This window comes from Dyella sp. Tek66A03, from assembly GCF_052567735.1.
The window spans coordinates 386,917-400,953 of the sequence record NZ_CP199584.1 but is presented as its reverse complement, the minus strand read 5'-3'; the positions used below and the strand labels follow the sequence as shown (position 1 = coordinate 400,953).

General features: G+C 59.9%; 11 protein-coding genes and 1 pseudogene. 2 read left to right on the top strand and 10 right to left on the bottom strand.

Features of this window, described 5'->3' with window-relative positions:
- Window positions 1-120 precede the first annotated feature (120 nt).
- The 5 genes from dcp to ACT01B_RS01700 all read right to left on the bottom strand — a co-directional run bounded on the left by dcp (window position 121) and on the right by ACT01B_RS01700 (window position 6,406).
- Window positions 121-2,328: a peptidyl-dipeptidase Dcp gene (gene dcp, locus ACT01B_RS01720; RefSeq protein ID WP_445145675.1), complete on the bottom strand. Its 2,208-nt coding sequence runs from the start codon at window positions 2,326-2,328 to the stop codon at window positions 121-123.
- 405 nt (window positions 2,329-2,733) lie between these two features.
- Window positions 2,734-3,090, bottom strand: coding sequence for a DUF1428 domain-containing protein (locus tag ACT01B_RS01715; RefSeq protein ID WP_445147403.1), 357 nt, complete (start codon window positions 3,088-3,090; stop codon window positions 2,734-2,736).
- Window positions 3,091-3,326: 236 nt separating this feature from the next.
- A complete protein-coding gene (locus ACT01B_RS01710; RefSeq protein ID WP_445145674.1) occupies window positions 3,327-3,740 on the bottom strand; it encodes a hypothetical protein in 414 nt (137 codons plus the stop codon).
- 364 nt (window positions 3,741-4,104) lie between these two features.
- Window positions 4,105-5,742 (bottom strand): aspartyl protease family protein, encoded by a 1,638-nt coding sequence (locus ACT01B_RS01705; RefSeq protein ID WP_445145673.1) that lies wholly within the window; start codon window positions 5,740-5,742, stop codon window positions 4,105-4,107.
- Window positions 5,743-5,992: 250 nt separating this feature from the next.
- Window positions 5,993-6,406, bottom strand: a complete 414-nt coding sequence (locus tag ACT01B_RS01700) for a lysozyme inhibitor LprI family protein (RefSeq protein WP_445145672.1) — start codon at window positions 6,404-6,406, stop codon at window positions 5,993-5,995.
- Window positions 6,407-6,535: 129 nt separating this feature from the next.
- Here ACT01B_RS01700 and ACT01B_RS01695 point away from each other — a divergent pair.
- A pseudogene (locus ACT01B_RS01695) lies at window positions 6,536-6,841 on the top strand (transposase); the annotation flags it as partial.
- Window positions 6,842-7,029: 188 nt separating this feature from the next.
- Here ACT01B_RS01695 and ACT01B_RS01690 read toward each other — a convergent pair.
- The 5 genes from ACT01B_RS01690 to ACT01B_RS01670 form a co-directional block, all read right to left on the bottom strand.
- The gene (locus ACT01B_RS01690) at window positions 7,030-7,845 is read right to left on the bottom strand and encodes a bestrophin-like domain (RefSeq protein WP_445145671.1); all 816 of its coding nucleotides are present in this window, start codon (window positions 7,843-7,845) and stop codon (window positions 7,030-7,032) included.
- A 379-nt stretch (window positions 7,846-8,224) separates the two neighbouring features.
- Window positions 8,225-9,991, bottom strand: coding sequence for an aspartyl protease family protein (locus tag ACT01B_RS01685; RefSeq protein WP_445147402.1), 1,767 nt, complete (start codon window positions 9,989-9,991; stop codon window positions 8,225-8,227).
- A 138-nt stretch (window positions 9,992-10,129) separates the two neighbouring features.
- The gene (locus ACT01B_RS01680; protein WP_445145670.1) at window positions 10,130-11,143 is read right to left on the bottom strand and encodes a hypothetical protein; all 1,014 of its coding nucleotides are present in this window, start codon (window positions 11,141-11,143) and stop codon (window positions 10,130-10,132) included.
- Window positions 11,144-11,642: 499 nt separating this feature from the next.
- Window positions 11,643-11,879, bottom strand: a complete 237-nt coding sequence (locus ACT01B_RS01675; RefSeq protein WP_445145669.1) for a hypothetical protein — start codon at window positions 11,877-11,879, stop codon at window positions 11,643-11,645.
- Between the two features lie 25 nt (window positions 11,880-11,904).
- Window positions 11,905-12,444: a DUF6630 family protein gene (locus tag ACT01B_RS01670; RefSeq protein WP_445145668.1), complete on the bottom strand. Its 540-nt coding sequence runs from the start codon at window positions 12,442-12,444 to the stop codon at window positions 11,905-11,907.
- A gap of 253 nt (window positions 12,445-12,697) precedes the next feature.
- Here ACT01B_RS01670 and ACT01B_RS01665 point away from each other — a divergent pair, with 253 nt between their 5' ends.
- Complete coding sequence (locus tag ACT01B_RS01665; RefSeq protein WP_445145667.1) at window positions 12,698-13,900, top strand: FAD-dependent oxidoreductase; 1,203 nt, start codon at window positions 12,698-12,700, stop codon at window positions 13,898-13,900.
- Window positions 13,901-14,037 lie beyond the last annotated feature (137 nt).

Below are 14,037 nucleotides of genomic sequence, written 5' to 3'. Positions count from 1 at the left end.
TGTTGCAGATGAGGCACCGGACCCGGTAGCTGAGCGGTAAGTCGTGAACGTTCTTCATGGCCGCCCAAAAAGAAAGGGCCGGAGTAGCCGGCCCTTTCCTTCTTCAACACCAAGAAATCATTACTTCTTCGGCGGCGCTTCCTTCAGACCGCGATTAAGCAGCATCGGTTCGATGCTCGGATCCTTGCCGCGCCAGTTCCTGTACATGGTGGCCAGGTCTTGCGTGTTGCCCTGCGAGAGGATCATCGCGCGGAAACGGTCGCCGTTCTCGCGGGTCAGGCCACCCTTGTCGACGAAGCCCTGGAAGGCGTCGTCAGCCAGCATTTCCGTCCACAGGTAGGCGTAGTAACCGGCGGCGTAGCCGTTGCCCCAGATATGTTGGAAGTAGCTGGAACGGTAGCGCGGCGGCACGTAGCTCAGGTTGATCTTGGCCTTGGTGAGCGCGTCCATTTCGAACTTGTCCGGATCCTGCTTCGGCGCATCGGCCGACAGGCTGTGCCAGCTCATGTCCAGCAACGCGGCCGAAAGCAACTCGGTCATGTCGTAGCCTTTGTTGAAGGTCTTGGCCTTCTTGATCTTCTCGACCAGCTCGTCCGGCATCGGCTCGCCCGTCTTATAGTTTTTCGCGTAGTTGGCGAAGATCTTCGGATCGGTGGCCCAGTGCTCGTTGAACTGCGACGGGAACTCCACGAAATCGCGCGCCGTTGCCGAACCCGAAAGACTCGGATATTCGGAATTCGCGAAGATGCCATGCAGACCATGACCGAACTCATGGAACATGGTGATGACATCGCCGAACGACAGCAGCGCTGGCTTGCCCGGTGCCGGCTTGGTGAAGTTGGCGACGTTGAAGATCACCGGCTTGGTGCCCATCAGTTTGGATTGCGCCACCAGGTTGCTCATCCATGCGCCTCCCTGCTTGTTGTCGCGCTTGAAGTAGTCGCTGTAGAACAGCGCCATGGAGGTGCCGTCCTTGTCGAACACTTCGAACACGCGTACGTCAGGCTGCCAGACGGGGATGTCTTTGCGCTCCTTGAAGGTCAGACCGTAGAGCTGGTTGGCGGCAAAGAACACGCCATTCTGCAGCACGTTGTCCAGCTCGAAGTACGGCTTGATCTGCGATTCGTCGAGATCGTACTTGGCCTTGCGGACTTGCTCGGCGTAGTGATTCCAGTCCCACGCCTCGACCTTGAAGTCGCCCTTCTGCTGGTCGATCACGTCCTGGATATCTTTCGCCTCGCGCTCGGCACGCGCGGTGGCAGCCGGGGCCAGCTTGTCCATGAAGGTGATCGCCGTTTCCGGCGTCTTGGCCATCTGGTCTTCCAGCTTCCATGCAGCGTAACTGGAGAAGCCCAGCAGTTTGGCCTGCTCGGCGCGAATCTGCGCGATGCGGGAAATCAGCTCACGCGTGTCATTGTCGTCGCCCTTCTCGGCGCGACCCCACGACGCCTTGAACAACTGCTCGCGTGTGGCGCGGTCGTCGAGGTTCTGTAACGCCGGCTGCTGCGTGGTGTTTTGCAACGGGATCACCCACTTGCCGTCCATCTTGCGACCGGCTGCAGCCTGCGAAGCGGCGGCGATGTCGCCATCGGACAACCCATCGAGCTTGGCTTTGTCGTCCACCACCAGCGCACCGGCCTTGGTGGCCGCCAGCAGCTTCTTGGTGAACTGAGCGCGCAGGCCGGACTCTTCCTTGTTGAGGTCCTTGAGCTTGGTCTTGTCGGCATCGGAAAGTTTTGCGCCGCCGCGCACGAAGTTCTTGTAGGTGACCTCCACCAAGCGCTTGGATTCCGGATCAAGCTTGAGCGAATCACGCTGACCGTAGATCGTCTCGATGCGTTTGAAGAGCCGATCGTTCAGGACGATGGCGTCCTGATGCTCCGCAAACTTGGGCGCTTCGTCCTGCTGCACTTTCTGCAGCACGTCGTTGGTGTTGGCACCCGTCACCGCAAAGAAGGCGCGGCGAACGCGGGACAGCAGCTCACCCGACTTCTCCATCGGGATGAAGGTGTTCTCGAAGGTTGGCGCATCCGGGTTGTCGGCGATCTTGTTGATCTCCTCCAGGTGCTGCTTCATGCCCTCCTCTAGCGCCGGCTGGTAGTCGCCATCCTTGATCTTGTCGAACGGCGGTGCCTCGAACGGCAGCGTGCTGGGCGAGAGGAACGGGTTTACGGCACTGACCTCGGCGGCCAGCGCCGCCGTGGATGCCTTGGCTGGCGCGGTGCCGGCGGAAGCGGGACCAGGCGGCGCAGCCTGTTCGTTCGATTGCTGCGAACAGGCGGCCAGCGCAATGGACGTGGCTATGACAAGCATACGAAGGCGTGGCATCAAGAGTTCCCCAGTGGACTGCGCAAACCCCCACCTAACCACACCTTGCCTCGCCTGCCATGGGTCGAAAGTCAGGCCCGCACCACTCAGCCGGTTGCTGCCGCCTCCTACTTCTACGTTCGCGAAATGCCACGATTTTGGGCAGCCAGGAACTTTCGGCCCGATAGACCACGTATTGAGCCAGTAGTGACGCCAGCTTCACCTTCGGATTCAACAGGATGAGTCGGCCGGCGGCTACCTCGTCAGTGGTCATGACACTGCGCGCGAACACCACGCCACGGCCATCGGTAGCCGTCTGCAAGACCGCCGCAGAATGGTTGACACGTTGGCACTCCGACGAACTGGCAGCTGAGGTCTGCTTCGGCTCGCAAGCGGGCCTTACTTTGAAGCGCAGGTAGAGCCTTCCTAGTGGGGCAGGCTGACCACCGGCGTGAAGCCGCCAAAGATCATGCGCTTGCCATCGAAGGGCATGTCACCGGCGGCCGGCATGCGCGGGTCTTTCATGATTTTTTCCATGCCGGCGTCGCGAGCGGCCTTGTCGGGCCATTCCACCCAGGAGAACACCACGGATTCATCCTTCTCCGCCTGTACGGCGCGGCGGAAATCGGTCAGCTTGCCGTCGGGCACATCATCGCCCCAGCACTCCACCACCCGGATGGCGCCGAACTCCAAGAAAAAGCCATCAAAGGTACGGGCGTGCTCGATAAACTGCTCGCGCTTGGCGTTGGGTACGGCGATCACGAAACCATCGATGTAGGACATGACTGTCTCCTTGGCGGAAAGGGCGGCCGGCGCGGTCACCTTCACGTATGCGACGAACGAGTGCCTGCGGGATCGACACGGGGCCTCTAGGAGAACCTGTCCGTTTTGGGTTGCGGATTCAACCGGCAAGCCAGCCCGATGCGCAAGCAGAAGAAGCCTAAGAAAAGGCCCAATGACGAACTGTCCATCGGGAAGACAATCTCGTCAATGGGCCGTTTGCCTCGTGCTAGAGGCTATCAGCCCTCCGGAATGAACTTGGAGTAATCGGCCTTTGTAAACTGAAGTTCCCGCCGTTCGTAGATGCGCATGTCGATATCGTGGTGATAAACGGTGAGCACGACTGGCGTCGGGTCATGTTTTTTCAACTGCTCGACGAGTTGTCCCACCCAGCGCACGGGCTGTCCGTTGATCCGTTCAATCTGATCGCTGCTATGCAGCCCCATCCAGCCGTCAGGCCAAATGGCGTGCACAAAAATCCGCTGGCGCCCGTCTGTCGTCAACGTGATGCGGTGGCCCGCATCCCTCCATGTCAAAAAGTTTCCGCTGTAGGACAACGATCCGTTCTGTGGCTGCGAATTGTCGACCGAAAAAGCGGGCGCAGCCATCACAAACGCCAAAACCGCGAACGATGCAAGCGTCAAACTCTTCATGGCGATACCTCATCCTGAGCCGCTGGGGAAAGTGGAGGCAGCAGTCCTCAAAAAGCCGCACCTTTGCTGCATCCAAACGTCGCACGCGCGCAACTTAAGGCCACGCCGGCCGCCATCGGCGCCGAAAAACTATAGCACCCGCATCGCGTCGGCACTGTCTTCACAAAACCTACACGAGGGCGATTCTGAACCCGCAAAGTCATCCTGCGACCGCGCCAAATTGCGTGTCCGCGCGGTTCGATAACAGACCCCTGTCAAAGTACGGTTTGGGACCATTTGTCCAAGGAGGCAGAATGCTCATTCGCATCGAAACGACCCACTCAGCTAGCTGAGCGTTCGAGTTCGAGTTCGAGTGGCAGGCACCCTATGGTCCAGCCGCGGTCAAGCCATATTTGGTGGCACGTGTCTCGACTTGCGGATCGAGCGTGCGCGCGGCGGCTAGATCCGCATTACCCGCCTCTGTCTGGCCACTGCGAACTTTCGCCAGGCCAAGGCCGTAACGCGACCACGCAGAACGCGGCCTTTGTGCGACGGCCTGCTCGTAGGCCTTGATCGACTCCGGATAGTGTCCCAGCCTCAACTCAACCAAGCCGAGACTGTCGAGGTAGGCCGGGTTTGCGCCGTCACGCTTGATCGCCTTACGGCAATCCTTCAAGGCACCGTCGAGCATCTGATTGCTCAGGCCACGCGCCCAACAGCGCTCATTGAGCACGGCGCCAAGCATCGCATCGTCGTCATGCAGCCGAATCCAATCGTCGAGTAAGCGTAACGCCGCCGCGGGTTGATCGAGTTGGATGTAAAGGGCGGCAATCGCACGCGCCTGCGCTGATCCCGCAGGTGCCAGGGCACTTGCCGCCGCGACGTCGACTGCAACATCTGTGTGGTCCTTGTGCGCTAAGTGGAGTTCGGCGCGCATCAACAACGCATCGACGTTCTTCGGATCCAGGCTCAAGGACTTGTCCAGATCGGTGAGCGCAGCCTCGGACTGTCTGCCGGCCGCATGTGCCCTTGCACGGGCGAGATAGTAAGCGGCTTGATCGGGCGCCATACGGATCGCCTCGTCCAGATCGGCGACAGCTGCGTTCGGTTCCCCGCGAGACAGGTGCGCCTGGCCCAGTAGAACGTAATCGCCTGCGGTCTTGGGCGCGGCGCCGTTCTCGTTTGCAGAGGCACCGGCATCGGATTGGCCGCTGTCGCTCGGTGCCGCGGCGAAGGTAAACACGCGTCCACCGTTATAGGTGAAATAGGCTTTCTTTTGACTGTTGGCAATGAACATGTGATGGGCGAGGAGAAAATCCACGCCGAGCAGCATGTCGGTTTTGTCGCCAATGCTTCCGTCAATGACCTGCATCTGACTGTGCTGAATCGTTTCCGAACCGACCGAGAACGAGTCAATGCGTACCGTCCATGTCCTGACGTGCTTGGCGCCAACGCCGGTGCTGCTACCGCTGGCCCTGACATCGGGCGCGCTGAAGTTGATGCCGGCCCGTTCGGCGGCGTCACGCGTCAGCACGGTGGCAGATGCCCCCGAATCGAGCAAGGCTCGCACCTTCTTGCCATTGATCGTCACGTTGAAGAAAGTGCGCCGATCGAACTGGTTGTCGGCCGGTTCGATATCGGCGACGTTGTAGTCGCCGCCCTTTACCCAATACGCCAGCGCCAATTTATTGCAGTGCTCGGCTTTGAACAGCGTCAATTTGCCGTGGGCAAGATCGATTTCCAGATCGGCCAGATCGAGCAGGTTCGCACCAACCAATCCGTAACCTGTATCGGTGCCGCCGACAATGAATTCGATATTCTTGAGCGTGGTATCGAGGATGCCGAATTCTTTGACGGACGCCACTTCCGCAGTCGCATCGCCTCCAACACCGCTGATGCGAAAACCAAAGGGTGCGATGCGTTGCTTGAGTCCAAGCGACGAGGCGTTGGCGCTCGACATGGAGTTGAAGGATGCGCCCGTATCCATAATGAAGCGGGTATCGCTGCCGTTGATTTTCACCATAGTCGTGGCTCGTGCGCCGACCATATCCACGGGCAAGCTTCCGTAGCTCATCAAATGGCAGCCGTCAGCCCAGGCTTGGCCTGCGAGCAAAAAGCCTGTGGCGACGCAGTAGAAACGCAACATTCGCATCACTATCTTCCCTGTAACCCCAGGCTACGGACCGCTAGGTGAGCACTTTCAGTAACTGATATTGCGCTTCGAAGTCTTTCAAGCGACTTCCGCCACGGGCCGCAAGCGGACTCTTTGGTGGTTATGGAAGCCGCATATTCTGGAGGTCTCTTGTGCGTTGCTCAGAATGCGATTGCAGGCACATCTCAACCATCGCTCGCCGCATTGACCCTTGTTCGAATAGTCGGTCCTGGACAACACAATCTGCGTCACGGAACTTGACCCAAGCACGTTCCGATTCGATGAGGGACGTTTTGGCTCGTTCCAGGTTGTCGCTACCACTGAGCTGAGTCAACGCGTGCTGGTAAGTCTCACTGAGCTTCGCGTCTGCGGCGTCTGCGCCCTGCTTTGCACACACAAAGGCATCCTCGCCTGAGCCATCGTTGGGGCAAACGTTGTTTTGTGCCAATGCCGAATGCGAAGCAAGACAAACCGTAACTGAGAAAAGGCACCTGGCAAGTATGGGCGACCTAACGCAGTCGTTGTCAGCAAGCATGATCACACACCCCCTATTTGGTCAGATCAATGTGGTCGGAGCAGTTCGTTAACGTCCGCTATGAGCTGTCTGAAAACACCCCGTAAGAGAGCCGACACATCCTAGCGTCAAACCGAGCCGGGGTATCGCATGAAGCGATTCGTGGAAGGTGTCGAGCGACCAGAGAGCGTGCTCTTTGCGGAGCGGCTCGAGGACGACATCGACGAGGACAACGCGGTTCGGCTGATCGATGTCTTCGTCGACGAACTGGACCTGGGCAGGCTGGGCTTTGAGGGCGTCACACCCGCGCCCTCGGGCCGCCTCAGCTACCACCCCGGCACGTTGCTCAAGGTGTATAGCTAGGGCTGCCTCAACCGCGCGCCGTCCAGTCGCCGCCTGGAGCGCGAAGCCCAGCGCAACATCGAGCTGATCTGGCTGACCGGGAGCAACCGCCCGAAGCGATGCGTGTGCGACGACAGACCGTCGAGCATGTCTTCGACACCTTGAGGGCATGGATGGGATCGAACCAGCTCCTCATGCGGCGCTTGCCGAAGATGGCCATGGAATCGCGACCATGCAAGGACTTCGGTGATCGGTAAGGACGGCGTCCCGCAAGGACAGGCTTGCCTCGCATGGTGCCCAAGTCAGCGCATTCCGAGTGACATATGGGTCAATGCGTCGCGCATGGGCTGACTGGGCACGATAATCATGCCTCGAAAGAGAGTGTCGAAATCGACGATCACATAGACAACGGACGCGAGCAAAAGGGACCCCAGCCCGATCGTAACGAGCGCGAGTGCATTGTGTGGCGCGATCAGGCCGAAGCTCAGGAAAATGACGAACAACCAGAAAGCCAGCGTCAAGAAGAATGGCACTGAGATCGAGCTATGCGCTTCCTCAATCAACTTCCAGTGGGCGTTCATGGCGCGGGCAAATTGTTCCATCCCCTCATTCCTCAGCGCCTGGTGATAGGGATTCGAGGGGTTCAATCGGCGTACCTCACTGCCGGCCTGGTTCAGCAGCTGGTCGAGTCGCAGATCGTCCAGATTCTCCGATATATCTTTGGGATCGATGTCCTTGGGGTAGTAATCCCCTGGCGGCGGCCTCTCATGGGGCCAGGTACAGGCAATCGTCGCCGCCGTATAGGAACGCAGGAGCCCGCGCGCCTGGTCACCTTCTTCGCCGTACGATCGAAGGGTAATGTCCAACTGGATCAGGTCGGATGAAAATGCATGGAAATCATCCGTGACGTTGTCGAAACTGGCCTTGGCGGATGCCGTCAGCAGACTGAGCATCAGTGCGGCGAAGGTAACGAGCATGCCGTTGACGAGCTGAACTAGCTGGACCGTCTCTTGGGCCTTGTGCTCCTCCGGCAACACTCGTCTGATGCCCAGGCCAATCAACGCGGCGACCACTAGCGCCGCGAATATCTCAAAGGCGGACGACGCAGGAAACAGCATCTCACTACCCTCCGAGTTCGCCCCCCCAGCGGTGAATCGTTGCTGTTGACTCGTGAAGACTAAGACAACGAAGTTGTCCGTATCTGGACTCCTCCCCTGTTGCAAGCATCCCGCATCGCAGATCAAAGCTCAGTGGCCGGCAATCCTGACGATCGTTCCCACAACCATCAGGGCAAGCCCAAAGTAGAGAAGCCGTCTCTGAATCACATTGACTGGCATATGTTCCCCGACATTCTTTGATCCATGGTTAGAGCGATGAGCAATGCTGCGTCCGCTTCGGATTGGACGCGGGCATTCGCCAGTCCTAGGGCAGAATGTTCATTCTCGCCGAAGAGCCCAACTCGGCCGATTGAACATTTCCGTGCGAGCGGTATTCCCCCTATGGCCCCGCCGCGGTCAAGCCATACTGGGTGGCACGTGTTGCGATTTGTGGATCTATTGAGCGCGCGGTGACCAGATCGGCATTGCCCGCGTCCGTCTGGCCAGCGCGGATCTTGGCCAAGCCAAGGCCGTAGCGCGACCACGCGGAATTCGCGTTTTTCGCGATGGCTTGCTCGTAAGCCTTGATTGACTCTGGATAGTTCCCTAGCCGTAACTCAACCAAGCCGAGGCTGTCGAGATAGGCCGCGCTTTCGCCATCGCGCTTGATCGCCTTGCGGCAATCCTTCAAGGCATCGTCGAGCATCTGATTGCTCAGGCTACGCGCCCAACAGCGTTCGTTGAGTACGGAGCCGAGCAAGGCATCGGCGCTATGCAGGCGAATCCAATCGTCGAGTATCGGCAACGCCGCCGCGGGTTGATCGAGTTGAATGTAAAGGGCGGCAACCGAACGGGCTCGCGAAGATCCCGAAGGTGCCACCACGCTTGCGGCCGCCACATCAACAGCGGCACCCGTGCGATCCTTCTGTGTGAAGCGCAGTTCGGCGCGCATCAGCAGGGCATCGACGTTCTTCGGATCCAGACTCAAGGACCTGTCCAAATCGCCGAGCGCGGCATCGGGCTGCTTGTCCGCCTCATGTGCCCTCGCACGGGCGGCATAGTAGGCGGCCTGATCAGGCGCCATGCGGATCGCCTGGTCAAGATCGGCTACGGCAGCGTGCGGTTCACCGCGGGACAGGTGCGCCTGGCCTAGTAATGCGTAATCGCCCGCGCTCTTGGCCGCGGCGCCGTTTCCGTCCGAAGCCGTGCCGGCATCGGATTTGTCGCTGTCGCTCGGCGCCGCGGCCAAAATGAACACGCGCCCCCCGTTATAAGTGAAATAGGCTTTCTTCTTGCTGTTGGCAATGAACATATGATGGGCGAGGAGAAAATCCATGCCGAGCAACATCTCGGTTTTGTCGCCAAATTTTCCGTCCATCACCTGCATTTGACTGTGCTGGATCGTTTCCGAACCCACAGAGAACGAATCAATGTTCGCCGTCCATGTCTTGACCTGCTTGGCACCAATGCCGTAGGTGCTACTGCCGGCCTTCACATCGGGCGCATTAAGATTGATGCCGGCCCGCTCCGCAGCATCACGACTTAGCAGGGTGGCAGGCGCCCCCGAATCAAGCACCGCTCGCACCTTCCTGCCATTGATCGTCACGGTGAAAAATGTGCGTCGGTCGAACGCGTTTTCGGCGGGCTCGATATCGGCGATATTGTAGTTTCCATCCTTCACCCAATACGCCAGCGACGCCTTTTCGCAGTGCTCTGTCTTGAACATCGTCAATTTTCCCTGGGCGAGATCGATTTCCAGATCGCCGAAATCGAGCAGGTTGGCACCAAGCAATCCATCGCCGACGTCGGTACCGCCGACAATGAAATCAACATTCTTGATCGTCGTATCGAGGATGCCGAATTCCTTGACGTGCGCTTGCTGGACGTTAGCAACGCCTCCAACGCCACCGATGCGGTAGCCAAATGGCGCAGGTTCCAACTTAAGTCCCAGCGACGACGCGTTGGCACTCGACATGGAGTTGAAGAACCCCCCCGTGTCGAGAATGAAACGCGTATTGCTGCCATTGATCTTCACCATGGTCGTGGCGCGATAGTCGACCATCTCTACCGGCAAGGTGCCGTAACTCGTCAGATGGCAGCTATCGGCCCAGGCCTGGCCCGAGAGCAATACGCTGATGCTAAGGCAACCAAAGCGCAGCATGGACATCGCCACGTTTTCTCCACGCCTCGGCCGCGGCAGGTATCTGCAACCTTGAGCCGCGCCACGATCAAGATTTCGCCCGACAAAAGTGGTGCTCATCGCTGTTTTCCCCTTGTCCGCCTTGGCTCCGATGCGGGCTCTAGGCTACTGATTGGCCTTCATGGTGTGCGTCGGGTGGCACTTGGCGCCATCGCAGTCGATAGCGACATCGTAGGAGCCGCAAGAGGCGACGAAGGTGGAATCGCCGCTCGCGCGAACCGGTCCGCATCCCATCTGATTGGCGACGCCCTGGGCTATCGATGTCGTAGCCGCTTCGGCAGAAGCCATCTGGGAGCTCCTCGACGTCGCGAGGACGGCTGGTGCGCTTGCTGTCGCCGGTGCCACGAGCGCGGCCGGCGTCATGGAGGCGGTCGGCGCCGCAGCCGTGACGCTGGCGTCGTAGCGGGAAAGATGATTCTTGATGGCCAGCTGCACCGCGTCCGCAAAGGCGTTTTGGTCGCCATGCGGCTTCATCGAGGCGATGGTGCGCGTGAAGACCTTTTTGCCGTCGATATCCGTATCGACATAGATGATGAAGACGGACCCCTTATCCGGATTCTCCGAAGCGTCGTACTGGCCGCGCAGGTATTCTTCCGACACGCTGTTGAAGCTCATTTCGTCGATGATGTGGGTCTGGGAAGACGAGTCGTGATTCGCCACGGCGTTCCCGATCAGCCCGCCAATCACGCCACCTACACCCGCGCCAATGGCTCCCGAGCGTAGCTGCGATCGCATATTCTCGTAGATCACGAGGTGATGGACGGTCACCTGGGGCGCGTGATCCGCCGAAGCGAACTTCTGGAACGCCTCATGCTGAAGCAGGCGAACGGGCGCTGGGGACAGCTTGGCGTCTCCCGCACGCAGGACTCCATATTCCTTGCTCGTGATCAGCAAGCTGAAGATCTTGTCCTCCTTTTCGCTGGCTGGCCGCACGTCATGCAAAGGCAGCGCATCGGACTTGGCCATGTCGGTGACGTTGACCTTCGTCACTGCGGGCGCGCAGCCCGTGCATGCAAGCATCATCAGAACGAGCAAGTGTCGCTTCATAAATCCCCTGTTTGGCAGCTGTGATACGTCCCCGATCACTTCGGAGTCATTGGGTGGCGGCGTTGCTTTCATCTGCTCCCGGCGTGCCCCGTATGAGGAGATGGCAGAAACAGATGCGCAGCGCTCTGACGCCGTTCGCCGGAGACATCTCATTCGCTCGATACTTCTGACCGGAAACGGGCAGCCGGCAACCGCGACTCGCTGCGTCCTTGCGACCATCACTTTCCCCCTGGCAAACCGCGCGTTGCACACGGCTGGGATCCTTCTATACAGGCGCATTTGGCCTGTCAAGAACAGCCCTGTATTCGCAACTTGTTACGACGCGATCTGCCATCGAATCCAGAGCCAGAGTGCGCTTCGCTCCCTTTACGCGCGCCCATCCGTCGCTCCGCCGTGCCTTACGCAGATGTCTTTGCTTGACGGCGCAAGCATCCCGCTATCGAGACCTAGGGAAGATAGGGCTCGGGTAAGAAGGTCGGACTGACTATCCTGCAGCCACGCGTCGATGGGTGATGAGAAATAACGCAACCGGACCGCCTTATGGCCGTCCCTCGGTTGCCCAGCTCCGTGGCTAACTAAGCGCGGCAATTTGCCGGGCGACATAGAGGATCAGAAACAGCGCCATGATGATTAGCAGCCCGGACATGACGCGCGCGATCCAGGAGTCGCCGTAGGGTGAGCTGTCGGCAACCTCGATGGCGCGACGATTGCGGTAGGAGCATTGGGTGGCGCCTACGATGATCAGCGCCCCGACCTGAAGCAGCCCCAGGCCCAGCCATTCCGAGACGCGCGTATGCAAGCCGATCACGGCGCGCTCGGCCGCTCGCGCGCATTCAAGTCACGTCGATGCCCAGTCGCATATTGATGCCGAGCACGGTCGCCAGCTCGCGCAATGGCTCGTTATCGCGGGTCAGGGTGATCCAGCCGGCGTAGCTGTCGTTGTCGGTTTCGCGCGCCCACAAGGTGTAGCCATGTTCGTTGAGGCGATCGTAGGCCGTGGCGAACAACGATGCGGCATCGATGTCGGCATGAAAGTCATCATCGTCCGGGTCGCCGTTCCAGTCGATGGAGAGATTCCAGCGCGAGGCCAGCTCATCGATGGCCTGTACCAGCGCCCGCGTATCGTTCCCGTCGACAACAAAGCCCGAGCGCCAGTCGATAACGCGGGAGATGATTTCCACCGGATCGACATCTTCCTCGTCCTGGTGGGCAACGGCATCGCGATAATCCGCGAACTGCTGCAGCGCCAGCTCTTCGTCGCCGGGGTTGATCAGCTGCAGCAACTGCCAGACGCTGGCCTCGACCGAGTTGTCGTCTTCCTCGCCTTCGTCGAAGTCGTGTTCGGCATCGAAATCGTGATCGGAGGGGTTCATGGGCGAATCTCGGCGTAGGCTGCGGCGAATGATAGCCAATCCACGCGGATTATCCGCCTTGTCGTGAAAGTGGCGCGTCAAGGCCAGGGCACGGCGAAAACCAGGGCGAATTCTGCCCACGACCTGAAATCATCCACGCAACTGACTTACTGATTTGATTTTGGAAGGAGGGTTCGATAAGAAGTAGCCGCTAGTGCCTCCGATTCCTCCGGGATGGGAGCTCCATTCACTCATCCAAGCTCGGGGAACCATCGTGCAGCGACGTCACTTCTTGCGTCAGGCTGGCGCCACACTGGCAGTAGCTTCCACGGCCGGGTTGGCGGCCTGTACGAAACAGTCGGTCGCTCCGACGAGCCCGGCCGGCGCCCTCGCGCCCACGTCCGTACGTCTTCTTGCGGACGGCGTGGAGCTTGCACCGATCAAGGCGAAGGCGGATCGGATCACCGGCGTGTATGTGTGCACCCGCCCGTTCCGCGCGGCAGGCCCCCGCATCGAGCTGGAACGGCTGGGCCATAAAGCGATCGTGCACAACTATGGGCATGGCGGCAGCGGCTGGTCGTTGTCATGGGGTTCGAGCACCTTGGCCGTGCGCCTGGCGCAGACCACCCACGTGCGCGAGCTGGGCGTGATCGGCTGTGGTGCGCTGGGCCTCACCTCGGCCCTGGTGGCACAACGCGCCGGCATGTCGGTGCGTATCTATGCCAAGGCCTTGCCGCCCGATGTGTACTCGATGCGCGCCTCCGGACTATGGACGCCCGACTCGCGCATCTGCGACGCCGAGCATGCCCCGGCGTTTGCCGAGCGCTGGGAGGAGATGGCTCGCATCTCGCACGCCATGTACCAGAGCCTGCTCGGGGTGCCTGGCAGACCCATCGAATGGATCGAGGGCTATACGCTGTCCGATACGCCGGCTGGCCAGTCCCACACGGATATTGCCGACGAGCCCGAGTACGGGGATTTCCACGAGCGCGTGCGCGACCTGACTCCGCGCTCCGTGGACCTGGCGCCGGGCAGCCACCCGTTTCCCCAGCCCTATGTGCGTCGCTACACGACCATGATGTTCAACATCAGCACGTACGCCCGCATGCTGATGGCGGACTTCCTCGCCGCCGGCGGCAAGATCGAGGTGCGCGAATTCGAGCATCCGCGGGAGCTGCTGGCCCTGCCCGAGGCCACCCTGATCAACGCCACCGGCTATGGGGCACGGGCTTTGTTCAAGGATGAATCGGTCATTCCCGTGCGCGGCCAGACCGCGCGACTGATTCCCCAGCCTGAGGTTACTTATGGACTGTCCACCAAAAACCTCAGTGTCGTGCCGCGTAGCGACGGCCTTATGGTGCAGTCATTCGGTGAAACCGGCAATTTCAACAACAGCGATGTCACGCCGGATCGCACGGCGTCAGAGGCCGCGGTCAAGCAGCTGGCCGACCTGATGGCGAGCATGCGCCACGGCTGAAGACGATCGCGCTCAGCGTGACCTGGCAAACTACGACGCCACTTTTGTAGGAGCGCACCCTGTGCGCGATAGGCGCTTCAGCGTCACCGCTCCGTAGGTTTTTCGCGCACAGGGTGCGCTTCTACATGGGGTTTGCG

Excerpts from the sequence above, each read along its gene's own strand:
- dcp (WP_445145675.1), bottom strand. The coding sequence starts at position 2,328 with ATGCCACGCCTTCGTATGCTTGTCATAGCCACGTCCATTGCGCTGGCC.
- ACT01B_RS01715 (WP_445147403.1), bottom strand. The coding sequence starts at position 3,090 with ATGTCCTACATCGATGGTTTCGTGATCGCCGTACCCAACGCCAAGCGC.
- ACT01B_RS01710 (WP_445145674.1), bottom strand. The coding sequence starts at position 3,740 with ATGAAGAGTTTGACGCTTGCATCGTTCGCGGTTTTGGCGTTTGTGATG.
- ACT01B_RS01705 (WP_445145673.1), bottom strand. The coding sequence starts at position 5,742 with ATGGTGAAAATCAACGGCAGCGATACCCGCTTCATTATGGATACGGGC.
- ACT01B_RS01700 (WP_445145672.1), bottom strand. The coding sequence starts at position 6,406 with ATGCTTGCTGACAACGACTGCGTTAGGTCGCCCATACTTGCCAGGTGC.
- ACT01B_RS01690 (WP_445145671.1), bottom strand. The coding sequence starts at position 7,845 with ATGCTGTTTCCTGCGTCGTCCGCCTTTGAGATATTCGCGGCGCTAGTG.
- ACT01B_RS01685 (WP_445147402.1), bottom strand. The coding sequence starts at position 9,991 with ATGTCCATGCTGCGCTTTGGTTGCCTTAGCATCAGCGTATTGCTCTCG.
- ACT01B_RS01680 (WP_445145670.1), bottom strand. The coding sequence starts at position 11,143 with ATGAAAGCAACGCCGCCACCCAATGACTCCGAAGTGATCGGGGACGTA.
- ACT01B_RS01670 (WP_445145668.1), bottom strand. The coding sequence starts at position 12,444 with ATGAACCCCTCCGATCACGATTTCGATGCCGAACACGACTTCGACGAA.